Below are 21073 nucleotides of genomic sequence, written 5' to 3'. Positions count from 1 at the left end.
ATCCTGTGACTCAGCCATTGCTGGAGGTCGAGGATCTCCACGTGGAATTCCGCACCCGCGACGGTGTCGCGAAGGTGCTCAACGGCGTTTCGTACCACGTCTCGGCGGGCGAAACCCTTGCGGTGCTGGGTGAATCCGGTTCCGGCAAGTCCGTGACCGCCCAGACGATCATGGGCATCCTGGACACGCCACCGGGGTTCATCACCAACGGTTCGATCAAGTTCCGCGGTGAGGACCTGCTGACCCAGTCGGCGGAAGAGCGGCGTCAGGTCCGTGGCGAGGGCATCGCCATGATCTTCCAGGACGCTCTTTCGGCGCTCAACCCCGTGTTCACCATCGGGTTCCAGATCGAGGAGCAGCTCAAGGTCCGCCGAGGGATGTCCAAAGTGGACGCCCGCAAGCGCGCGGTCGAGCTGCTCGACCAGGTGAAGATCCCGAACGCCAAGGGTCGCGTCTCGGACTACCCGCACCAGTTCTCCGGCGGTATGCGGCAGCGCGCGATGATCGCGATGTCGCTGGCGCTCGACCCGGAGCTGCTGATCGCGGACGAGCCCACGACCGCGCTGGACGTCACCGTGCAGGCCCAGATCATGGACCTGCTGGCGGAGATCCAGAAGGAACGCGACATGGGCATGATCCTGATCACCCACGACCTCGGCGTCGTCGCCGACGTCGCGGACCGGATCTCGGTCATGTACGCGGGCCGCATCGTCGAGCACGCCGACGTGTACGAGCTGTTCCGCGCGCCGGGCCACCCGTACACCGAGTCGCTGCTCGAGTCCCTGCCGCGCGTCGACCTGCGCGGCCAGGAGCTCAAGACCATCAAGGGTCTGCCGCCGTCGCTGACCAACATCCCACCCGGCTGCCCGTTCAACCCGCGCTGCCCGCGCGTGTTCGACAGGTGCTCCACCGAGGTGCCGGTCGTGCACAACCTCGGCATGGGCCGCACCAGCCGGTGCCACATCGCGGAGGAGGTTGTCGCTCGTGGCTGAGCCAATCCTCGAGGTCGAGAACCTCGTCAAGCACTTCCCGGTCCGCGTCGGCGTGCTGTTCAAGCGCACCGTGGGCCACGTCAAGGCCGTCGACGGCGTCTCGTTCAAGTTGAACAAGGGCGAGACCCTTGGCGTCGTGGGCGAATCGGGTTGTGGCAAGTCCACGCTGGCCCAGGTGCTGATGCGCCTGGAACCGCCGACGTCGGGCCTCGCGCGCTTCGAGGGCCGCGACATGTTCGCGATGAAGGGCGCGGAGCTGCGCAAGCTGCGCCGCGACATCCAGATCGTGCTGCAGGACCCGTACACGTCGCTGAACCCGCGCATGACGGTCGGCGACATCGTCGGTGAGCCCTACGAGATCCACACCGAGGTCGCGCCCAAGGGCGACCGGCAGCGCAAGGTCCAGGAGCTGCTGGAGACCGTGGGTCTCAACCCGGAGCACATCAACCGGTACCCGCACCAGTTCTCCGGCGGTCAGCGCCAGCGCATCGGCATCGCCCGTGCTCTGGCGTTGAAGCCCAAGGTGATCGTGTGCGACGAGCCGGTGTCCGCTCTGGACGTCTCGATCCAGGCGCAGGTCATGAACCTGCTGGGCGACCTGCAGTCCGAGATGGGTCTCTCGTACGTCTTCATCGCGCACGACCTGTCGGTGGTCCGCCACCTGTCGGACCGCGTGGCGGTGATGTACCTCGGCAAGATCGTGGAGATCGGCACCGAGGAAGAGATCTACGAGCGTCCGATGCACCCGTACACGCAGGCGCTGCTGTCCGCGGTGCCGGTGCCGGACCCGACCCAGCGCGGCCGGCGCGACGTCATCCGCCTGACGGGTGACGTGCCGTCGCCGATCGACCCGCCCTCGGGCTGCCGGTTCCGCACGCGGTGCTGGAAGGCGCAGGACATCTGCGCGACCGAGGTTCCCGAGCTCGTGGTGCGCAACGACGGTCACCCCGCCGCGTGCCACTTCGCGGAGGAGCGCGCGGTCGTCTGATGTTCATCTGGAGGAGGGGCCACGCCGTCGGTGTGGCCCCTCCTTCGTTTTCCGGGTGCTTCCAGCGTTCACGGTGTTCGGCGGCACCCTGCTGGTGGCTTGGCATCACTCTCTCGGCCTAGTTGGTGATTATCCAAGTAGCTGTCGACCTGGGCGGCCGCTGCTCGTCCAGCGGTATCCCGGTTCAGGTCGCCGTCACTACTTTTCATCGCGTTCAGTTCCCGATGCCTGGGGAGGAAACAGTGATGAAGAAGACGTTCCTGGTCGCGGTCGGAATCATCGGCGCATTGGTCGCCACCGCCGTACCCGCCAGTGCGAGTGAAAGCGGTCTTTCCGGAAATCTGCGGAAAGGCGAGTGGGTCAACTACGGCACCCAGCGGACGGTGACCGTCGGCGGTAGCAACATCTACGTGCGCAAGACCGACGGGCCCGAGATCGACGTCAAGTGGCGTCGCTGTTCAGGCGGGGCCGAGGGATCCGCGGTGCGGCTGCAGAACGCGGACCCGACGCCGTACGTGCGGATCGGCTCCGGCTTCCGCGCGAGCACGGTCTTCTGCCTTTCCGCGAAGTCGTACGGCAGCAACTCCACGGACACCTGGAACGGCAACGTCCGCTGGAACGTGAGCTGAGAAATGCGGTTCGTTCTCCTGCTGGTGTTGTTCGCCGCGGGGTGTGGTGCGAGCGCGGCAGAGCCCGCCGGATATCCGGACGAGGTGCGTTCGCTCTATTCGGCGATGAAATGGCCGTCGGACGTCCGGCCCGACCTGGAGGCGCTGATCAAGGCGACGGCGCCGGCCCAGGGTGAGCAGGGCTTCGCACGCCAGGCGCTGGCGGTCGCGAACACCTGTGCCTGGTATCGCTCGTGGGACGCGGCGGTCACACGGGGAGACAAGGCGCAGGCGGCCACGGCACTCGACGCCATCGAACACCTCGTGACCCGGTACCCGCCGGAGGCCGACACGGCAGGACGCCAGTTCGTGCGGGACGCGGCCGCCAAGGCCTCGTCCGGCGACCCGGCGCTGGTCCGCGACTACGTGGACGCGAACTGCTTCGACACCAGGTGGGCCTAGGGCTCACTCACCCGCGCAGCACGTCGAAGGCGCGCTGCGCGGGTGCCCGGCCGAGGAAGTCCTTGATGGCGAGCGCGCACTCCCGCGGGCCGTTCGTGCTCGTGTCGACCTCGAAGTCGTAGAGCCCGTGCTGATGGACGTTCTGCAGCTGTTTCGCCGCCACGCCCGGCACCCGGTCGCCCCGTGCCCGTTCGCGCCGCTCCAGCTCGTCTGGAGGGCAGTGAACGCCCACGAAGACGACGTCCAGGCCGTCCAGGACGGTGAGGCAGTCCTGAAGGCGCCACGGCTCGCTCAGCACGTGGTCGACCACGAGGTCGTTGCCCGCCTGAGCCATTCCCGCGACGGCGCGGTGGAAGCCCGCCCTCGTGCGGCGCAGGACCTCGGCCACCGCCGGCCCGTCGAGCTCCAGCGTTCGCTCGACCGACCGCATGGCACCGAAAGCGTCGACCGCCAGGTGGAAGTACGGGGTGTCCAGCACCTTCAACAGCTCCGCGGCGATGCTCGACTTGCCGGAGCTGGACGTCCCGTTGAGGAAGATGATCACCGGCTCAGGTCCGTGATCGTCACCCCTGGAGCGACCTCGCGCGTACCGGTCTCGGTGAACCCGCGCTTGCGGTACAGGGCGAGCGCGGGCTCGTTCTTGCTGCCGGTGCTGACGGTCTGCGGACCGCTCGGCACCGCGTCGAGCAACTTCGACGCGATGCCACGGCGATGCGCCCGCGGGTGCACGACCAGCCGGCAGATGTCCACAGTGGACCCGTCGAGCCGGTAGGACACCGCGCCGGCGAGACCTTCCTCGTCGTAGAGCCCGAGAAAGGTCTCGTCGCAGGCACGGAGTTCGCCGAGCGACTCGTGCAGCGGGGGAATGCCGTCGAAGCCGATGATCTCGGCCTCGACGGCGTACGCCAGCCGTTGCACCGTCCACAGCTCGTGCAGGACGGTGTCGTCGGACAGGTCGAGGATCACGTGTTGGACGAGTTCCGCACGAATGCCGCGAGGTCCTCGGACTGCTGGATCCTGCTGGGCTCGTGGACGTACATCATGTGGCCGGCCGGGTAGTAGGCCGACTCGATGTTCGCCGTGAGCTCCTTCGGGATCTGCAGGTGCGCGATCAGGTGCTCGGCCGCGAAGTACGGCGTGGCGCCGTCGAACCAGCCGAACGCGACGTGCACCTTGAGGTGCGGGTTCGCCCGCATCGCCGCCGAGAGCTTGCCCGCCGTCGAGACGTGGCGGCCCTCGAACTCCTTGTACGACCAGTTCTCGATGACCCGCGCGAGGACCTCGTACGGCAGGTCGCTGGAGTAGCCGAGCTCGGCGTGCAGGTAGTGGTTGAGCACGGCGGAGTACGGGCCGAGGATCGCGTCGATCGACGGGTCCGCGGAGATGCCCTCGCGGCCGTAGTCGGTGTCCCAGCCGGTGAAGCGGGCGTCGATGCGGCCGACGGTCCTGCGGTCACGCCGCAGCAGTTCGGTGAAGAACCGGATGTGCTCGATGCGCAGGTCGACCGCGTCCACGTACTCCTCGGACAGACCGGTGAGCCGGGCGAGCTTCTCGATCGTCGCGGCACGCTCGACGTCGCTCAGGCGGTTGCCGCGCGCGAGTGCGTAGGGGTAGTCGCGGACCGCGAACTCCTCGGCCTCGGCGAGCACCTCCTTGAGCGGACGGTCGCCGTGCAGGCCGTGGTAGTGCGCGATCGCCGCGTACGTCGGCAGGAAGAGCGTGTAGCCGAGGTCGTGACCCTCGTTGAAGTCCAGCGTCGCGAAGTCCAGCACCGAGGAGATGAGCATGAGCCCGTTGAGGTACATGCCGTACTTCTTCTGCAGGTGCTCGGCGAGGCCGGCCGCGCGGAGCGTCCCGTACGACTCGCCGCAGAGGAACTTCGGCGACATCCAGCGGCCGTTGCGCGCGGTCCAGAGCCGGATGATCTCGGCGATGGACTCGATGTCGGGCTGGTAACCGTGGTAGCTGCCGGGCTTCTCACCCTGCGCGGCCCGGGAGAACCCGGTCGACACCGGGTCGATGAACACGAGGTCGCTCTCGGCGAGCAGGCTCTCCTCGTTGTCCGCGATCCCGTACGGCGGCGCGGTGAGGTTGCCGACGTCGCCACTGAGGACCCGGCGCGGCCCGAGGAGCCCCATGTGCAGCCACACGCTGGCGGAACCCGGTCCACCGTTGAACGCGAACGTCACCGGCCGCTTCAGCGGGTCGGCGCCGTCGAGTGTGTAGGTGGTGACGAAGACCTCGGCCTTGGGCTTGTGACCCTCGAACACGCCGTCCTTCATCACCTCTTCCTTGAGCACGATCCGCCCGGTGGTGGCGGTGTAGTTCAGCTCGCGGCCCTTGACGGTGATGCTGTGCTGGGTGGTGACCAGATCATCAGCGGGAGACTCGGGCTTCTCTTCGGTCTTCTCCTCGGACATGGGAGCAACACTACGGAACTCGACGATCGAATAACGGCCTGCCGAGCCTGTCCACGCCTGGTCGAGTGGCGCGAGACCGTGGCCGCGGAGAAGCGCGCGGCGTTCCGTTCGGAGACCTACTGGGGCCGGCCGGTACCGAGCTTCGGGCCGTTGGACGCCTCACTTCTCATCGTGGGCCTGGCCCCCGCCGCGCACGGGGCGAACCGGACGGGCCGGATGTTCACCGGCGACCGGTCCGCCGACTTCCTGTACCGGGCGTTGTACGAGGTCGGCCTGGCCTCGCAGCCCACTTCCGTGTCCTTGGACGACGGGCTGGAGCTCTACGGCGTGCGGATCGCCTCACCGGTGCGGTGCGCGCCGCCCGCGAACAAGCCGACACCCGCCGAACGTGACCGGTGCTCGCCGTTCCTGCGCGAGGAGCTCGGGCTGATGACGTCACTGCGGTCCGTGGTGGTGCTCGGGGCGTTCGGGTGGCAGGCCTTCCTGCCGTTGCTGGGGTCCGCGCGGCCCAAGTTCGGGCACGGGGTGGAGGTCGAGCTCGGTGGGCTGCGGGTGTTCGGGTGCTACCACGTTTCGCAGCAGAACACGTTTACCGGGAAGCTGACCCAGGAGATGCTTCAGGACGTGCTGAAACGGGCCTCTGTCTAGGATGCGCGCCATGGGGGACGAAGCCGTCGAAGGCGAAGGGTGGAGCCTGGTCCGCCGGGCCGAACCCGCGCCACGACCTGTGGACGGGGCCTGGTTCGGCTCGTACATCAGCATGAAGAACGTCTACGGGTCCGCGGACGGCGGCCCGTACACCTGCTCGTGTTGCGGCCACCTGACCCTGACCGTGCGCGCCGCCTGGGAGATCTGCCGCGAGTGCGGCTGGGAGGACGACGGTCAGGACGACCACGACAGCTCTGTCGTCCGAGGCGGCCCGAACGGCCCCGTCAGCCTCGACGACGAGCGTGCCGCCTACGTGGCGGAGGGTGGCGTTCGCGGCGACCACGTGCCGCCCGGTCCAGCCGTCTGATCTGTCCAGGATGCACCGCGTGAAGTTCTGGAGCGACAGCACATACGGCGTGCAACCACCGCTCACCGACGAGGCCGTCCGCGACGCCGAGAAGCTCCTCGGCGTGCGACTGCCGGAAGCGCTGCTGGACCTGCTGCGCGTGCGGAACGGCGGCGTCGTGGTCGACGAGCGGTCGGCGTTCCCGAGCGAGCCGAACTCGTGGGCGCCGGACCACGTCCCGTTCGACAGCCTGATGGGCATCGGAGCCGCGGAGCGCACGATGTCGTTGCTCGACACGCCCTACCTGGTGGGGGAGTGGGGGCTGCCGTCGCCTGTCGTGCTGCTGACCGGGGACGGCCACTGGTGGATCGCGCTGGACTACCGCGCGTGCGGTCCGGCCGGTGAGCCGTCGGTCGTCTGGCTCGACGCGGACGGGGAGTCGGAGCTGGCGCTGGCGCCCGACTTCCGGTCGTTCCTCGCCGGTCTGGTGCCCGCCGAGTCGTTCGACCAGGTCTGATCACGTCGCAGATCAACTTCACCCGGTCGTGTTCCGGCGGGACGCTTTCGCAAAGGCGTTCCGCAAACTAACATGTTCCATGTGTCGCGGAACGGCGTTGAACGTGGAACGACCGAGGCTGAGCTCATCTGGTCCGCCTTGCTCGCCATTCGTTCCGCGCTGCCTTCGACCTGGACGATCGAACCCGGTGTGCTGACGATTCAGGCCGGCCTCCGCCGCGCGTACAAGCCGGACGGCCAGTTCGTGATCACGGCGCCGGACGGCTCCAAGGCGACCGTGCTGCTCGAATGCAAGGCCGTCGTGGTGCCGCGGGATGTCGCCGGCATCGCCGAACAGCTCAAGCAGTACGCCAAAGCCGCGGAGGAAGGTGGCGTCAAGATCGGTGGGCTGATGCTGGTCGCCCCCTTCGTGTCGCCGACCACTCGTGCGCAGGCGGAACAGCACCACCTCATGGGCTGGTTCGATCTGACCGGAAATCTGCGTCTGCGGGTTGAACAGCCGGCCGTCTTCCTCGATCGCGCAGGTGCGGATCGCAGTGGGTTTCGTGATCCGGCCGACCGGTTGCTCAAGTCACTTCGGGGGCCCGCAGCGGCAAAAGTTGTTCTTGAACTGTGTGAGACGTCCGTGCCTGTCGGAGTGAGAGACCTCGCCGCGCGAGCGCAGGTCGGCGCCGCCACGAGCGCACGGGTGCTCGAACTGCTCGATCGGGAAGCGGTCATCACGAGAGGCGAAGACGGAGCAGTGACCGCTGTGCGCAAGCGGGCGTTGGTCGATCGCTGGTCGCGGGACTACAAGGTCCTGGCGTCCAACGAAGTTATCGCCACCCTGGACCCACGTGGATTGAGCCATGCGCTGGCGATGTTGCGCGACGAGGATTCGCGTGTCGTGCTGACGGGCTCTGCGGCCGCGCGCGCGTACTTGCCACAAGGCTTGACCGCTGTGTCGCCGTTGGTCTCGCTGAGCTTGTACGCCGAAGACCCGATCGGGCTCATGGATCGACTTGGCCTGAAGTCTGTCGAACGAGGAATGAACGTGCTCGTGATGCGACCGTACGACGACGTCGTCTACGTGAGGTCACGACGCGTCGAAGGGCTCGATTACGCCGCCCCTGCGCAGGTTGTGGCGGACCTGCTGACGGGTCCGGGCCGTTCGACGGAGGAAGCCGAGCAACTGATGACGGTGCTCGACACGAGTGAAGCAGGTTGGAAAGAATGATCTCGCCTGAGTACGTCCAGGCGCGGGCTGTGTTGCTGGAAGCCCTCGAAGGTCTGGGAGCGCACCGAGACGCGGTCGTCCTCGTTGGTGCGCAAGCTGTCTATCTGCACGCAGGGGCCGCCGACTTCGCGACCGCGCCGACCACGACAGACGCGGACCTCGCGCTCATCCCGGGGAAACTCGCGGATGAACCCGCCGTCGTGGACGCGATGCGCGTAGCCGGCTTCGTACCGGGCGATCAGCCCGGCAGATGGCTGGGGCGCGGTGGGATCGCGGTCGATCTCATGGCGCCTGAAGCACTGTGCGGAGGTAGCTCAAGCCACCGATCCGCGCGCCTTCAACCGCCGCACAACGACAAGATGACTGCTCGCAGGACTCTTGGGTTGGAAGCAGCCGTGCTGGACAACGACGTCCGGGTGATTCGCGCTCTGGACGCCGAGGACCCCCGATCGTTCAAGATCAAGGTCGCGGGTCCCGCGGCACTCGTCGTCTCCAAGGTCATCAAGATCGCGGAGAGGCGAGAGCAGCAACCTCACCGGCTGAAGCCGAAGGACGGGCTGGACGTGCTCCGCCTGCTTCGAGCCGAGAAGGATGTTCCGGGATTGGCGCGGAGTCTGCGGGACTTGGTCTCGAACGAGCTGTCGAGCGAGGTGGCGAAGCAGGCTGTCGACGAGCTTCGCGTGCTGGCGACGGAGCCTGATGACCTGCTTCCGACGCTTGCCGCCGAGGCCGAGGCGGTTTTCGGCGATCCTGATGAGATCAAGATGTCGATGGTCGCGCTGGTCGAGGAGCTGTTGCTCGAGTTCGATCGCGGCTAGCAGGCGGGTCACACCCGCGAGATGGCCAAAGGATCATCCCAACTCCGCTGGTGCGTGTAAGGCTGTCCGGCATGAAGTGGTGGCGGGCCGGGGTGGCGGTGGCGGCGTTGCTGATCGTCGTCGTCGCGGCCGGCGGCACGTCGCCGGTCACGTTCGTCAACCGCCTCGACGACCGCCCGCCGCCGCAGGACCGCGCGCCGCAGCTGGACGTTCCGCTACCGACCGAGTTGCCGGACGCGCTCGCCGTGCCGCTCACCGTGTACCTGGTGCTGCTCGCCGGGCTGGTCCTGTTCGGACTGGTCGGGATCATCCTCGCGTTCGAGCTGCCCCGGTGGCGCCGTCCCAGAGGCGTGCGGGGCGTGGAGGTCGAGAGCGGCGAGGTCGGGGAGTCTGCGGTCGTGCGGCGCGTCGAGAAGGCGTTGCAGGAGTTCACCGAGCATCCGAACCGGCCGCCGCGGGACGCCGTGATCGCCGCCTGGCTCGCGCTCGAAGCCGCGGAACCCCGGCAGCCGCACCAGACGCCCACCGAGTTCACCGAGAAGCTCGGCGTGGACGCGGTCGTGCTCAAGGATCTCTACCAACGCGCGCGGTTCGGGCACGAGGCCGTGACGGCCGCGCAAGCTCAACAGGCGCAACAAGAGTTGAGCCGCATCGTCCGGGAGCTCGCATGAGAACCGCGCTGGCACTGGTGATCGGGGTGATCATCGGCGTGGTGATCTGGTGGCTCGGCGCCTCACCGGCGTGGGCCGCGGCGCTGGCGGTGCCGCCGACCGCGTTCGGCGTGCTGGTCACCAGGTTGCCGCGGGCCACCGACATCGTCTGGAGTTCGGCGCCGCCGCCGCCCGGTTCGATCAGCAGCGCGCACGCCAGCACGCTCGCGAGCCGGCTGGCCGAGGCGGCGGAGGAGCCGAGGCGCTACCAGGAACGGTTCCGCGCCCGGCTCGCACGACTGGGGATCGAGGCGTCCGAGATGCCCGACCCGAAGCAACTCGCGGAAAGGCTCAGGAGGGTCGAGTGACCATCGCACACGAGGCCGAGGCGGTCCTCGACGAGATCGGCAAGGTCGTCGTCGGGCGCACCCGCACGCTGCGGCTCGCGCTCGCGGCCGTGCTGGCCGGCGGGCACGTGCTGCTGGAGGACGTGCCGGGCCTCGGCAAGACGTTGATCGCGCGGTCGCTCGCGCAGGCGCTCAGCCTCGACTTCCGCCGCCTGCAGTGCACGCCGGACCTGCTGCCCGCGGACGTCACCGGGTCGTTCCTCTACGACCCCGGCAGCCGCGAGTTCGAGTTCCACCAGGGGCCTGTGTTCGCCGGTCTGCTGCTCGCCGACGAGATCAACCGCACGCCGCCCAAGACGCAGTCCGCGCTGCTGGAAGCCATGCAGGAGCGGCAGGTCACGGTCGAGGGGCGCACGTTCCCGTTGCCGAAGCCGTTTCACGTGCTCGCGACCTCGAACCCCGTCGAGTACGAGGGCACCTACCCGTTGCCCGAGGCGCAGCTCGACCGGTTCCTGGTGCGGCTCGACATCGGCTATCCGCCCGCCGAGGAGGAGGTCGAGGTCCTGCGGCGGCGGATCGCGCGGCAGCGGGAGGAGGCCGAGGTGCCGCCGGTGCTGGCCCAGGGCCGGCTCGCCGAGCTCCAGGCCGAGCTGGAGAAGACCACAGTGGACGACGATCTCCTGCGGTACTGCGTCGATCTGGCCGTGTCCACCCGCAAGCATCCGTCCGTCGAGGTCGGGGCCTCGCCGCGAGGCGCGCAAGCGCTCGTGCTCGTCGCCCGCGCACTGGCCATTTTGGACGATCGCGCGTACGTGACGCCCGAGGACATCAAGGAGTGCGCGGTCGCCGTGCTGGCGCATCGGCTCGTGATGAAGCCCGAGACGTGGACGTCCGGCGTGAACGGCGTGCAGGTCGTCACCGAGCTGCTCGGCAAGGTTCCGGGCCCGCCCAGCTCATGAGCAGAGCGGACAAGATCCGGGAGGCGTTCGCCCAGTCGCACGGCGCGCACTGGCATCCGACCGACGCGTACTCGCGCGCCGTCTGGCTGGGCGTGGGGCTCGTCGTCGGCGGGATGTTCCTGCACCAGGTCGAGCTGGTGCTGTTCGGCGTGCCGCTGATCCTGTCCGTGCTGCTCACGACCAAACCGAAAGGCACGCCCACGGTCAGCGTCCGTCCGGTGCCGCGCGGGGCGGGCGCCGGTGTCGTGCACACCGTCGCGCACCTCGACGGCGCCGACGCCGAGCTCGCGGTGGTCAAGCTGCCCGGCGTCGTCAAGGCCGTCCCGGCGCACTCGCCCGACCTGCCGGTGGAGATCAGGCGCGACGCGTGGGGTCCCGGCGTCGACCTGCGGCTCGACCACCTGTTCGCCGGACCGGACGGTATGCACGTCTACGGGCCGATCGTCGGCATCGAGCACGTCCGCACGATCCTGCCGCCCGTCGAGCACCACCCCGCCGGTCCGCTGCCGCCCCGGCCCGCCGGTCTGGTCGGCATCCACCGCTCGCCCCGCGCCGGCGACTCGACCGAGCTGCGCGACATCAGGGCGTTCCAGCCGGGGGACAGGCTCAAGCGCATCGACTGGCGCGTCACGACCCGCACCGGCACCGTGCACGTCCGCGAACGGCACGCCGAGGCCGACGCGGAGATCGTGCTGGCCCTCGACACCCGTGCCGACGTCGGCGCGGACGTGGCGGAGTGGGCCTCGCCGCACTACGGGGCGACGACGCGTCCCGGCGGCAGCCTGGACCGCGCGGTGCGGCGGGCGGCGTCGATGGCCGCGGGCTACCTGCGGCAGGGCGACCGGGTGGCGTTGATGGATCTGTCGCGCCCGCAGCTCAACGTGCGTTCCGGCGTCGGGCGGCGGCACCTGATGCGCATCCGCACGCAGCTCGTCGTGTGCGTGCAGGCCGCCGGGTGGTCGTCGCGCGTGGCGTTGCGCAAGCTCCCGCACGGATGTGTGGTCGTGCTGCTGTCGCCGTTCCTCGACGACGACATCGCGGAGCTGGCCGTGCAGACGCGCAAGCACGGCCACGTGGTGCTGGCGATCAACACGCTGCCGTTGGAGCTGAAACCCGACCCGGAGACGGCCTGGGGTGAGGTCGCGGCCGAGATGATCGCCGCCGAGCACCGGCTGCGGCTACGGCGCATGGCCGAGCACGGGGTGGCGGTGACGCGCGAATGCTGATGCGTCTGGCGATCGTGCTCGCCGCGGTGCCCGTGGCGGTGATCCTGCACCTGGAGTCCTCGTCGATCGCGCCGTTGCTGATCGTCACGGCGCTGACGGTGCTCACCGTGCTCATGCCGGGAAGCGCGGGCGCGGCGCTGCTGATCGGCTACGCGGCGCTGGCGATGGCGTTCGCCGACGGGCACCCGTTGCGGCTCGGTGTGTTGATCATGATTCCGGCGCTGCACCTCATTCACGTGACGTCCGCGCTCGCGGCGGTCGTTCCGGTGAAAACGAAAATCGAGCCCGCTGCGCTGAAAGCACCAGCGCGCCGGTTCGCCATTGTCCAAGTGATCACATTTGTCGTCACGGCCTTCGCCGCGTTCGTCCCATCGGGTGCCGGCATCGGGCTCATGGAGGTCCTCGGACTGGGGGCTCTGACGGTCGTGATCGGGGTCGTCGCGCTGAGGATCTGAATCGTCCCTCTCAGGGAGAACGCCTCAACTTTGACTCAAGTCGCAGGTCAGCCGCGATCGTGTCCGGCATCACCGCGCGACGGTAGTCACAACAGCCCCTTCGGACGCGCGAAAAAGGGGGTCCTGGTGCGACCATATGTGTATGGCTGCTGTGAAGTCGCACCCCACTCGGATTGTCATTGTCGGCGGTGGGTACGTCGGGATGTACACGGCTCTCGGACTGCAGAAGAAACTGCGCTCCGGTGAGGCGTCCGTGACGGTAATCGACCCGCAGCCGCACATGACCTACCAGCCCTTCCTGCCTGAGGCGGCGGCCGGCTCGATCGAGCCGCGCCACGTCGTCGCTCCACTGCGCAAGGTGCTCAAGCGCTGCCACGTCGTCACCGGCCGCGTCACCAAGATCGAGCACGCGCGCAAGATCGTGACCGCCGAGCTGTCGGACGGCCACGTCGAGGAGATCGAGTACGACGTGCTCGTCTCCGCGCTGGGCGCGATCTCCCGCACGCTTCCGATCCCCGGCCTGGCCGAGGTCGGCATCGGCATGAAGACGATCGGCGAGGCGATCTACGTCCGCAACCACGTGCTGTCGCGCCTGGACCAGGCAGCGAGCACGAACAACGCGGAACTGCGCAAGAAGCTGCTCAGCTTCGTCGTCATCGGTGGTGGCTTCGCGGGCATCGAGACGCTCGCCGAGCTCGAGGACATGACGCGGTATGCGCTTCGGTACTACGAGGGCATCAAGCCCGAAGAGATGAACTGGGTCCTGGTCGAGGCCGCCGGGCGGATCATGCCCGAGGTGTCCGCCAAGCTCGGCGCGTGGACCGTCGAGGCGCTGGAGAAGCGCGGCATGAAGATCTACCTCGACACCCGCGTGAAGTCGCTCGAGGGCGGCCACGTCATCCTCGACGACGGCACCGAGTTCGACTCGGACACGATCATCTGGACCGCCGGCATGAAGGCGAACCCGGTGCTGCGCAACACGGACCTCCCGCTCGACGAGCGCGGCCGCGTCCGGTGCACCGCCGCCATGCAGGTCCAGGGCCTCGAAGGCGTGTGGGCCGCCGGTGACTGCTCCGCGGTGCCGGACCTCTCGCGCACCGAGGAGGACCCGACGGCGACGTGCGTGCCGAACGCGCAGCACGCCATCCGTCAGTCGAAGCTGCTGTCGAAGAACATCGTCGCGTCGCTGCGCGGCCAGAAGCCGAAGGACTACTTCCACAAGTACCTCGGCTCGGTCGCGGGTCTCGGCCTCTACAAGGGCGTCGCGGACGTGTTCGGCCTGCGCTTCAAGGGCGTGCCGGCGTGGTTCATGCACCGCAGCTACCACGTCGCGTTCATGCCGACCGTGAACCGCAAGCTCCGCGTGCTGATGGACTGGACGCAGGCGCTGTTCTACGGCCGCGAGATCGTGGCGCTGGGTCAGATCAACGACCCGAAGTCGGACTTCGATCGCGCAGTGCAGTCCTGAGGTTGTCGACACGAGCGCTCTTCTCGTGTCGACAACCTCAGGAGACTGCTTCTGGGAGTGACACTGACGTTCACTCTCTGTGAGTGACGTGTGCCCCGGACGATCTCCTCGTTCGGGGCACTTCGCTGGACCGCAGGCGGAACTTAAGCGCCCAATCGGAGTAAAGCTCCAAGGGTCGCCTTGACATTGCGTTACGTGTTTCGGAGACTACGGCTGGTGCATCACCTGAATGCGTGATTCGCCATGTGGGGAGAGAGGTGATCCCGATGTCTCTCGAGGAGCTGGCCGCACAGCTTCGTCGTGGCGAGATCGAGGACCCCGCGCTGGCGCAGTACGCCGCAGAGTACGCGCAGGCGGGGCAGGTTTTCCGCAGCAAGAAGGACGATTGAGCAGGTCGGCTGACGGACGGGTGCCAGGTGCCCCGTCCGAGGCTGCCAGACCACTTCTGCTCCAGGGTCAGGAATATCTCTTCCGCTCCCCGCCCAAGTGTCTGGACTTCCAGGAACAGGTCCACCGCCTCGGCATGGTCGACGAGGGCGACGGCAACCCGCAACCCTGCGTGCTCGTCCTGGCCCGCGCCGCCGACATGGAGATGAACGAACTCTCCATCGCACTGGCCGAGCGCGGCATCCGGATGGCCCGCATCGACGCCGACCGCTGCGTCGACCTCCCCTTGTCGGTCTACACCGACCAGCCGCTGATCGAACTCGACCGCTGGCTCCTGCGCCCCCTGCTGGTCTGGCGCCGCCACTTCGAGCTCTCCGCAGTCCCGGTGGAGCCGGGAACCCTGGCCGGCGCCTACGCCGTCGACCAATGGGCCTCAGTGGCCAACTGGCTGTCCTCACGCTCCGACTGGGCTCACGTGAACCCATCACGCTTCTCGACGCACCTGGACCGTCTCACGCAGCTTTCCGACGCCAGCGCGTTCGGCTTGCGTGTACCGCGCACGGCCGTGACGACGCGTCCAGGCCGCACGCGTCCAGGCGGCGGCGCCTGCATCGTCAAAACGGCCGGCAGGCACCTCCTGGAACCACGCCCAGGCGTACAACACGGCCTGTTCCCGCGCCCCCTGGAAACCTCCAGGGCCTCGGACGCCCCCGAACCCGCACCGGTGATCGTCCAGGAGTACGTCCCCTCGGACACCGAACTGCGCGTGTTCGTCGTGGGCGAGCGCTGCATCGCCTACCAGGTCGACAAACTCGACCCGGCCCAGCTCTGGGTGGATCCCGACGCGGTCCGCGTCACGCCGACCTCGGTGCCCGCGTCCCTCTCGGACAGGCTCTTCGCCCTGGCCCGCCACTGGCGCGTCCAGGTGGCGGCGTTCGACCTGCTGGTGACCGGCAGTGGTGACCACGTGTTCCTGGAGATCAACGTCAACTGCGACTGGCGCTGGTTCGAACACAGGGCGGGCGACAACAGCGTCTCCGCGGCCGTGCACGACTGGGTGGCGCTGCGCTTCAAGGAGCTGCTCGGAGCGGGGAGGGCACGCTGATGTTCGGGTCCGTTCGACGCTTAGCCGGATGCTCGCTCTAGTCCAATTCGCTGGGCCGCTCGGGCGAGAAAAGACCATCCGCTCACACAAGCCGACGATCAAGGCCTAGGCTCACCGCGCCCCCGTAGCCCAATCGGTAGAGGCAGGTCCCTTAAAAGGATCACAGTACGGGTTCGAATCCCGTCGGGGGCACCATCTGAATCCACCCCAGGATCTGGTGCCTGATCAGGCATTTCAGCCGTTCTCGGCGGTGGTCTCGCGGTCGTCTGAACGAGCTCCGCTCCCCTCCGAACGGTGTCCGGAGGGGAGCGGAGAGTAATCGTAAGTTGATCTTGGTCAGCGTTCAGGTGGACGCCGAGCCGAGTGAGCGGCGCGTCAACGGTGTGGTCTTGGTCACGACGCCATCGGCGTCAGGTCAGTTCTTCTTCACCTGGTTGAGCCGCGTGATCACGGCCCCGCCGTCCTGCATCCCGAACGAGTTGCACGCCGTGTCCCAGGGGAACCGGCTGCACGCGTTGGACTGCACGACGACGTCCTGCTCGTTGCTCCACCCGCTGCCGATGATCTTCGCGTTCTTCCACGCGTTGGTCACCGGGTTGTAGCTGTACCAGAGCAGGTTTCCGTTGTTCTGGTTCACGGCGTAGAACGCCTCGCCGCCGGCCGAGCTGAGGTTCTTCAGGTTCTGCCACCCCGTCGTGACGGGGGAGGCCGGCGTGAACCACGTCGCGGTCGCGCCCGACCAGAAGTTGATGTAGTAGCGGTACATCGCGCCGGCCGCGTTGCGCGCGTAGACCACGCCACGGCTCGTTGCGACGATCGCGTTGTACTGGGTCAGGCCCGTGGCCAGCAGTGCGCCCTGCACCGCCCACTGCTGGGTGGTGAAGTTGAAGTAGTGCGCCTTGAGGTTGCCGGCCGCGTCGAGGGTGTAGAGGACGCCGTCCTCGTCGACCGAGATGCGGTTGCGGGTGTTCGCCGCGGTGTACGACCAGCCCTGGCCGAGGACGCGGTACTGGCTGCCGTCGAGGTCGTCCCAGTTGGTTCCGTTGTAGTGCAACAGTCTCAGCTCACCGGTGGTGGTGATGCTGAACATCCAGCCGCTCGGGCCTGCGAGCACCCGGCCCTGCCAGCCGGCGCCGACCTGGTAGCTCTGGCCCCAGGCGAAGGTGCCGGTGGTCGGTGTCATGTGCTCGAACAGGAAGAGGTCGCCGGTCGTGCCGCACGGGTAGACCGGAGTCAGGCCGTAGCGGGCCGACAGTGTGGTGCTGGGTCCTGGCATGTCTTCGATCCACCCCTCAGAGATTCAGCATGGCTGTGCTGGCGTCGAGGACGACGCGCTCGGTCGTCCCTGGTGCGGCGGGGCCGCTCGGGCTGAACTTCAGTGGTGCGGGCCAGGGGTAGAAGGTCGTCCACGTGGCCTCGCCGGAGATATCGGGGTTGTCGACCCAGCCGGCTTCGTAACCCCAGCGCACCGCGCCGCCGTCCTGCAGGATGCCGTTGGCCGCCACGTAGCCCTCGGTCTCGTTGGCGTAGGCCATCACCCACAGCTTGCCCGGGGTCTGGTTCCGCAACTTCACCGCGTATTCCGAGAGAACCTCGTGCGACATCGCGAAGATGTTGAGGCCACCCATCTTCCAGCGCTGGATGGGCATCGGGAACACACGGGGAAGGCCCACGCCCGCGATCTCCTCGAGCATGACCTCGGCGTGGCGGTAGGCGAAGTCGCTCGGGGGGAGGTTGTCGAGCCGGTCGCTGTAGCTGTTGCGAGCGCGGATCACCGCGGCCGGGTCGCCGAGGTCCACGGTGAGCGGGAGGCTGAGCTCCTCGTAGTACGTGCTGATCGGGCCGGTGACGGCGGTCCAGCCGCCCGAGTTCACCATCGCCACGACCTCGTTGCCGAGGATCGTGCCGAGGTTCGTGACCTGGCCGGGGCCATGCGGGTCGTTGGGTTCCTGGTCACCGGCGGCGCCCTGGAAGAACAGTGCCTGCACGCCGAGCGCGTTGCTGATCACGTCGGTGGCGGCACCGGGGAAGTCGCTGCAGAAGTACCTGTCGTTGCCCCGTGCCACGGCGTGGCAGGCGTATCCGAAGAGGACGGTGTGCAGGCCGTTGTCGCTCGTGCGGCGGGCGATCAGCGCGTTGACCGTGGAGAGGTCGTTGGGCTCCCCGGCGCGGTTGTAGCCGATCGACGCGTTGCCTTCCTTGTACCACAACGTGACCTGCGTGCGGGCCATCGCGAGGGTCTGCTCCACGAGCTCGATCATCTGCGCGATGAAGACGTTGGTCGTGTCCTCGATCGCGCTGACGTCCGCGGGCGTGAGGCTCATCATCACGTAGGGATTCGGCCGTGTGGTGCCGATGAACGGGCCGGAGTGGGTGTGGCTGCAGATAATCAGGAAGTTGCCGTCGTGGTCGTCCACCATCGGTGTCACGCCGGACCTGATCGCCTGATGGACGTATCGCGGGATGCTGACGACGTCGACGCGGAGCATGACCTTGGGCCCGGCGCCGTCGTCGATGACGATGCACTGGGCGCGCAGCCTGCGGTCGACCAGGCCCTGGTTGCCGCGCGGCGCGCCGCCGTAGCCGGCCATCCAGAGGCTCGGGTAGGGCGGGTAGGCCGGGGTGTAGTCCAGGGTCTTCACGGACATGGAGATGGGCATCGTGGATTCCCTCCGGCGCTCAGGCGGTTTCGACGAACGCGACGGAGGTCGGCGTGTTCGAGTTGGGGGTCGACAGAGAGCTGTCCGGCTTGCCGGAGTCCGTGTCCGCTGAGATGACCTTGCGGTTCTTCTTGTCCAGCACGAACGCGCGCGCACCGTCCTTGCTCATCGCCAGAGGACCGTTCGCCTTGCCGTTGCCCTCCTTCGTCCTGACCTTGTTGGAGTTGATGTTCACCGTCACCAGCTGGGAGTCGGTGGCGCGGCCCGTGTAGAGGCTCACCACCGCGAACGTTCCGTTCGGGTGCACCGCCAGACCGCAGGGGACGCCTTCGAGCTCGGTCGAACCGGACTTCCCGCCGCGCAGGTCGAACGTGATCAGCTCACGCGACGACGCCACGTACAGGCTCTTGCCCTTGGGGTCGATGGCGAGCTGCAACGGCGACTTCTCGGTCTTGAACGAACCCGACACGGCGTTCTTCGCGGTGTCGATGATCGTGATGCCCTTGGCTCGCTCGTCCCCGACGAACAGCTGCGTGCCGTCCGGCGTCAGCGCCAGCGTGCGCGGCAGCAGACCTGCGTTGATCAGCGCGCGCACCTTGCCGGTCGCCGTGTCGACCACGGCCACGTGTCCGCGGGAGCCCCCGGCGCCGCTGGACCCGGTCGCGACGTAGACGGTCTTGCCGTCCGGTGAGACGACGAGTTCGTTGACGAACCCGCCGACCGCGACCTCGCTGGTCACCCGGCCGCCGTCCACGTCCACGACGCTCAGTCCCGGTCCGAAGACCGTCCCCACGTAAGCGCGCAGACCGTCGGGCGAGCCCACGATCCCGTTCGGCTGGCCGTTGACGGCGACGATCGTCTGCTCGCCGGTCAGGCTCGGGTCGGTCAGCTGGACGATCCCGTTGCCGAGCGGATCCACGCTGCCGATCAGGAGTTTCTTGCGGCCGGCCGCGGGCGCCGCGTTGGCGGCTCCGGCGAACAGGCTGTGGCCGACGACGCCCACGGCGGCACCGCCGAGTGCGGCGGTCAGGAGCGTGCGTCGGGAAACTGCTCGGTTCCCAGATGTCATGTCGTCCGTCCCCCTCTGGTCCAGTGCGACTGGTTGAGGTTTCGACGAGAAGGACGTGCCTGTTATCACTCTGGGTAGGCAAATTTTGACATGTGACCGAGTTGAGACATTTCATAGCCGATGGATACGGACCGTGCGCGCTGAGTTACTTATCGCGTCTGACCAGGTTTTTTATCGCCTATAGATGGACACTTCCGGTGGGGTCTTTGTGCCCTGTCGGTCCTGTACGAACTGGTGTAAAACGCGCATGTGATTACTTAGTGTCATGTCGACATGCTGTTGTGGTGACCGGGGTCACCAGGTCGGCCGGGCGGTCACTCCTCCATCGACCACGAGGTCGTGGCCGGTGATCCACCGAGCCAGGTCGCTGGCCAGGAACACGCACGCATCACCGACGTCCTCGGGAGTGCCGAGGCGGGTGAGCGGTGCCGCCGCACGCCACCGGGCAACGCCCTCCGGCCACTGCTCCTCGATGCCGGGGCGCGTGATCAGGCCCGGCGAGACCGTGTTGACCCGGATGCCGCGCGATCCGTACTCCAGCGCCGCCGCTCGCGCGTGCATGATCAGGCCGGCCTTCGAGGCCGCGTAGTGGGCGTGGCCGGGTGCCGGACTCGTGCCCTCGATCGACGCGATGTGCGTGACCGAGCCGCCTTCCGGGAGGTGCGCGGCGGCGGCCTGGGTGACGGCGAACGGGGCCGTCAGGTTGGTGTCCACGACGAACTGCCACTGCGCGGATGTCATGTCCGGCAACGGTTCCACGGGTTGGACGCCGGCGTTGTTGACCACCGCGTCCAACCTGCCGTGCCGGGCGAAGGCGTCGTCGACCACGCGCTTGGCCGACGTGCGCAGGTCGCCGTCCCCGACGCCCCGGTGACGGACGACCTGGGCGCCTGCGGCCTCGAACCGGAGAGCGATGCCGTTGCCGATGGGGCCGTCGGTGCCGGTGACGAGCACGACCCTGCCGCTGAGATCGATCACGAGACGATGCCTTCCATTCGTTGCGCCAGCCAGCCGACGATCTCACCCCGGCCGGCGACGAACCCGTTCGAACCGATCTCGCGGAACTCCCCGCCCGCCTCGCGGACCAGGACCGCGCCCGCCGCGACGTCCCACGGGTGGATGCCGATGTTCGCCGCCGCGTCCGCCCTGCCCGTCGCGACCCACGCGAGCGACAGGGCCGTCGAGTAGACGCGGCGCACGTCAGCGACGTCCAGAAGGTCGTTCAGGAGCTCCATCTCGCCCTGGTGCGGGCTGCCGGGCAACGGGATGTCGGTCAGCACGAGCGGCCGCGGGCTCGTGCCGGGCGGGATCGAGAGGCCGCTGGAGCGGACGCGGAACGGAACGCCGACGGCCGCCGTGAACAGCTCGTCGCGGAACGGGTCGAGCACGCAGCCCGCGACCAGCGTGCCCTCGACGGCCGCCGCGACCGAGATGCACGACAACGGGATGCCGCGCACGAAGTTCCGCGTGCCGTCGATCGGGTCGACGTACCAGGTGAGCGGGGCGGACGAGCTGCCCAGCTCCTCGCCGACCACGGCCGAGCCGGGGGCACCGGAGACCAGGGCCGCCCGCAGGAACGCCTCCACCTCCAGATCGGCCGTGCTGACCTGGTCGAACGTGCCCTTCGGCGACACGTCGACGCGGACGTCGTGCAGCAGTTTGGCGGCGTCCACGCAGGACTGCGCGGCCAACGTGAGGAGTTCCCCAGGAGTCACGAGGCCCATTGTGATCGG

The 21073-nt window shown here is 68.1% G+C and carries 25 protein-coding genes and 1 tRNA gene; 18 read left to right on the top strand and 8 right to left on the bottom strand.

Annotated elements, in window-relative coordinates; translation table 11 throughout:
* Positions 1 to 5: 5 nt before the first annotated feature.
* The 4 genes from BM417_RS33180 (at position 6) to BM417_RS33165 (ending at position 3050) form a co-directional block, all read left to right on the top strand.
* On the top strand, positions 6 to 992 hold the full coding sequence (locus BM417_RS33180) for an ABC transporter ATP-binding protein (protein WP_093602680.1): 987 nt from the start codon (positions 6 to 8) through the stop codon (positions 990 to 992).
* Positions 985 to 1980: an ABC transporter ATP-binding protein gene (locus tag BM417_RS33175; RefSeq protein WP_093602678.1), complete on the top strand. Its 996-nt coding sequence runs from the start codon at positions 985 to 987 to the stop codon at positions 1978 to 1980. Before BM417_RS33180 ends, BM417_RS33175 begins: the two co-directional genes overlap by 8 nt.
* 245 nt (positions 1981 to 2225) lie before the next feature.
* Positions 2226 to 2609 carry a hypothetical protein gene (locus BM417_RS33170; RefSeq protein WP_093602676.1) on the top strand — a complete coding sequence of 128 codons (384 nt, stop codon included), beginning with the start codon at positions 2226 to 2228 and terminating at the stop codon, positions 2607 to 2609.
* A gap of 3 nt (positions 2610 to 2612) precedes the next feature.
* On the top strand, positions 2613 to 3050 hold the full coding sequence (locus BM417_RS33165; RefSeq protein ID WP_093602674.1) for a hypothetical protein: 438 nt from the start codon (positions 2613 to 2615) through the stop codon (positions 3048 to 3050).
* 7 nt (positions 3051 to 3057) lie between these two features.
* On the opposite strand, the gene BM417_RS33160 is transcribed toward BM417_RS33165, so the two are convergent.
* The 3 genes from BM417_RS33160 to BM417_RS33150 are packed head-to-tail and all read right to left on the bottom strand — an operon-like array spanning position 3058 to position 5470.
* Entirely contained in the window at positions 3058 to 3594 is a 537-nt protein-coding gene (locus BM417_RS33160; RefSeq protein WP_093602672.1) for a chloramphenicol phosphotransferase CPT family protein, read from the bottom strand.
* Positions 3591 to 4016 carry a GNAT family N-acetyltransferase gene (locus BM417_RS33155; protein WP_093602669.1) on the bottom strand — a complete coding sequence of 142 codons (426 nt, stop codon included), beginning with the start codon at positions 4014 to 4016 and terminating at the stop codon, positions 3591 to 3593. The genes BM417_RS33160 and BM417_RS33155 overlap by 4 nt, the downstream gene beginning before the upstream one ends.
* Complete coding sequence (locus BM417_RS33150; RefSeq protein WP_093602667.1) at positions 4013 to 5470, bottom strand: S10 family peptidase; 1458 nt, start codon at positions 5468 to 5470, stop codon at positions 4013 to 4015. The genes BM417_RS33155 and BM417_RS33150 overlap by 4 nt, the downstream gene beginning before the upstream one ends.
* A gap of 30 nt (positions 5471 to 5500) precedes the next feature.
* Here BM417_RS33150 and BM417_RS33145 point away from each other — a divergent pair, with 30 nt between their 5' ends.
* The 14 genes from BM417_RS33145 (at position 5501) to BM417_RS33085 (ending at position 15806) form a co-directional block, all read left to right on the top strand.
* Complete coding sequence (locus BM417_RS33145) at positions 5501 to 6118, top strand: uracil-DNA glycosylase (protein ID WP_218164643.1); 618 nt, start codon at positions 5501 to 5503, stop codon at positions 6116 to 6118.
* A gap of 10 nt (positions 6119 to 6128) precedes the next feature.
* Positions 6129 to 6485: a CPCC family cysteine-rich protein gene (locus BM417_RS33140; RefSeq protein ID WP_093602665.1), complete on the top strand. Its 357-nt coding sequence runs from the start codon at positions 6129 to 6131 to the stop codon at positions 6483 to 6485.
* 19 nt (positions 6486 to 6504) lie between these two features.
* Positions 6505 to 6981, top strand: coding sequence for an SMI1/KNR4 family protein (locus BM417_RS33135; protein ID WP_218164638.1), 477 nt, complete (start codon positions 6505 to 6507; stop codon positions 6979 to 6981).
* 81 nt (positions 6982 to 7062) lie between these two features.
* The gene (locus BM417_RS33130) at positions 7063 to 8196 is read left to right on the top strand and encodes a hypothetical protein (protein WP_143138894.1); all 1134 of its coding nucleotides are present in this window, start codon (positions 7063 to 7065) and stop codon (positions 8194 to 8196) included.
* On the top strand, positions 8193 to 9014 hold the full coding sequence (locus BM417_RS33125) for a hypothetical protein (RefSeq protein WP_093602661.1): 822 nt from the start codon (positions 8193 to 8195) through the stop codon (positions 9012 to 9014). Before BM417_RS33130 ends, BM417_RS33125 begins: the two co-directional genes overlap by 4 nt.
* A gap of 71 nt (positions 9015 to 9085) precedes the next feature.
* Positions 9086 to 9685, top strand: a complete 600-nt coding sequence (locus tag BM417_RS33120) for a DUF4129 domain-containing protein (protein ID WP_093602659.1) — start codon at positions 9086 to 9088, stop codon at positions 9683 to 9685.
* Positions 9682 to 10032: a hypothetical protein gene (locus BM417_RS33115; protein WP_093602657.1), complete on the top strand. Its 351-nt coding sequence runs from the start codon at positions 9682 to 9684 to the stop codon at positions 10030 to 10032. Before BM417_RS33120 ends, BM417_RS33115 begins: the two co-directional genes overlap by 4 nt.
* On the top strand, positions 10029 to 10970 hold the full coding sequence (locus BM417_RS33110; RefSeq protein WP_093602655.1) for an AAA family ATPase: 942 nt from the start codon (positions 10029 to 10031) through the stop codon (positions 10968 to 10970). The genes BM417_RS33115 and BM417_RS33110 overlap by 4 nt, the downstream gene beginning before the upstream one ends.
* Positions 10967 to 12196, top strand: coding sequence for a DUF58 domain-containing protein (locus BM417_RS33105; RefSeq protein ID WP_093602653.1), 1230 nt, complete (start codon positions 10967 to 10969; stop codon positions 12194 to 12196). Before BM417_RS33110 ends, BM417_RS33105 begins: the two co-directional genes overlap by 4 nt.
* Positions 12190 to 12651 (top strand): hypothetical protein, encoded by a 462-nt coding sequence (locus tag BM417_RS33100; protein ID WP_093602651.1) that lies wholly within the window; start codon positions 12190 to 12192, stop codon positions 12649 to 12651. The genes BM417_RS33105 and BM417_RS33100 overlap by 7 nt, the downstream gene beginning before the upstream one ends.
* Before the next feature lie 142 nt (positions 12652 to 12793).
* Positions 12794 to 14119, top strand: coding sequence for an NAD(P)/FAD-dependent oxidoreductase (locus BM417_RS33095; RefSeq protein WP_093602649.1), 1326 nt, complete (start codon positions 12794 to 12796; stop codon positions 14117 to 14119).
* 266 nt (positions 14120 to 14385) lie between these two features.
* Positions 14386 to 14508, top strand: coding sequence for a hypothetical protein (locus BM417_RS49940; protein WP_256238980.1), 123 nt, complete (start codon positions 14386 to 14388; stop codon positions 14506 to 14508).
* The gene (locus BM417_RS33090; RefSeq protein WP_245822313.1) at positions 14505 to 15611 is read left to right on the top strand and encodes a hypothetical protein; all 1107 of its coding nucleotides are present in this window, start codon (positions 14505 to 14507) and stop codon (positions 15609 to 15611) included. The genes BM417_RS49940 and BM417_RS33090 overlap by 4 nt, the downstream gene beginning before the upstream one ends.
* Positions 15612 to 15729: 118 nt before the next feature.
* A tRNA-Leu gene (locus BM417_RS33085) sits at positions 15730 to 15806 on the top strand.
* A gap of 220 nt (positions 15807 to 16026) precedes the next feature.
* On the opposite strand, the gene BM417_RS33080 is transcribed toward BM417_RS33085, so the two are convergent.
* The 5 genes from BM417_RS33080 to BM417_RS33060 all read right to left on the bottom strand — a co-directional run bounded on the left by BM417_RS33080 (position 16027) and on the right by BM417_RS33060 (position 21055).
* Complete coding sequence (locus BM417_RS33080) at positions 16027 to 16887, bottom strand: tachylectin-related carbohydrate-binding protein (RefSeq protein WP_093602645.1); 861 nt, start codon at positions 16885 to 16887, stop codon at positions 16027 to 16029.
* A gap of 16 nt (positions 16888 to 16903) precedes the next feature.
* Positions 16904 to 18271 (bottom strand): hypothetical protein, encoded by a 1368-nt coding sequence (locus BM417_RS33075; protein WP_093602643.1) that lies wholly within the window; start codon positions 18269 to 18271, stop codon positions 16904 to 16906.
* Between the two features lie 19 nt (positions 18272 to 18290).
* On the bottom strand, positions 18291 to 19340 hold the full coding sequence (locus BM417_RS33070) for a YncE family protein (RefSeq protein ID WP_143138893.1): 1050 nt from the start codon (positions 19338 to 19340) through the stop codon (positions 18291 to 18293).
* 294 nt (positions 19341 to 19634) lie between these two features.
* Positions 19635 to 20318, bottom strand: a complete 684-nt coding sequence (locus BM417_RS33065; protein ID WP_093602639.1) for an SDR family NAD(P)-dependent oxidoreductase — start codon at positions 20316 to 20318, stop codon at positions 19635 to 19637.
* Positions 20315 to 21055: an inositol monophosphatase family protein gene (locus BM417_RS33060; RefSeq protein ID WP_218164637.1), complete on the bottom strand. Its 741-nt coding sequence runs from the start codon at positions 21053 to 21055 to the stop codon at positions 20315 to 20317. Before BM417_RS33060 ends, BM417_RS33065 begins: the two co-directional genes overlap by 4 nt.
* Positions 21056 to 21073 lie beyond the last annotated feature (18 nt).

It is taken from the genome of Lentzea waywayandensis (genome assembly GCF_900115955.1).
Taxonomy (GTDB): domain Bacteria; phylum Actinomycetota; class Actinomycetes; order Mycobacteriales; family Pseudonocardiaceae; genus Lentzea; species Lentzea waywayandensis.
The sequence above is the reverse complement of the archived record's forward strand: the minus strand, read 5'-3'. Positions and strand labels throughout refer to the sequence as shown.

Bases quoted from the DNA above. Each gene is read 5' to 3' on its own strand.
- BM417_RS33140 (WP_093602665.1), top strand. From the start codon at position 6,129: ATGGGGGACGAAGCCGTCGAAGGCGAAGGGTGGAGCCTGGTCCGCCGG.
- BM417_RS33075 (WP_093602643.1), bottom strand. From the start codon at position 18,271: ATGCCCATCTCCATGTCCGTGAAGACCCTGGACTACACCCCGGCCTAC.
- BM417_RS33120 (WP_093602659.1), top strand. From the start codon at position 9,086: ATGAAGTGGTGGCGGGCCGGGGTGGCGGTGGCGGCGTTGCTGATCGTC.
- BM417_RS33095 (WP_093602649.1), top strand. From the start codon at position 12,794: ATGGCTGCTGTGAAGTCGCACCCCACTCGGATTGTCATTGTCGGCGGT.
- BM417_RS49940 (WP_256238980.1), top strand. From the start codon at position 14,386: ATGTCTCTCGAGGAGCTGGCCGCACAGCTTCGTCGTGGCGAGATCGAG.
- BM417_RS33115 (WP_093602657.1), top strand. From the start codon at position 9,682: ATGAGAACCGCGCTGGCACTGGTGATCGGGGTGATCATCGGCGTGGTG.
- BM417_RS33170 (WP_093602676.1), top strand. From the start codon at position 2,226: ATGAAGAAGACGTTCCTGGTCGCGGTCGGAATCATCGGCGCATTGGTC.
- BM417_RS33070 (WP_143138893.1), bottom strand. From the start codon at position 19,340: ATGACATCTGGGAACCGAGCAGTTTCCCGACGCACGCTCCTGACCGCC.
- BM417_RS33080 (WP_093602645.1), bottom strand. From the start codon at position 16,887: ATGCCAGGACCCAGCACCACACTGTCGGCCCGCTACGGCCTGACTCCG.
- BM417_RS33125 (WP_093602661.1), top strand. From the start codon at position 8,193: ATGATCTCGCCTGAGTACGTCCAGGCGCGGGCTGTGTTGCTGGAAGCC.
- BM417_RS33105 (WP_093602653.1), top strand. From the start codon at position 10,967: ATGAGCAGAGCGGACAAGATCCGGGAGGCGTTCGCCCAGTCGCACGGC.
- BM417_RS33150 (WP_093602667.1), bottom strand. From the start codon at position 5,470: ATGTCCGAGGAGAAGACCGAAGAGAAGCCCGAGTCTCCCGCTGATGAT.
- BM417_RS33100 (WP_093602651.1), top strand. From the start codon at position 12,190: ATGCTGATGCGTCTGGCGATCGTGCTCGCCGCGGTGCCCGTGGCGGTG.
- BM417_RS33165 (WP_093602674.1), top strand. From the start codon at position 2,613: ATGCGGTTCGTTCTCCTGCTGGTGTTGTTCGCCGCGGGGTGTGGTGCG.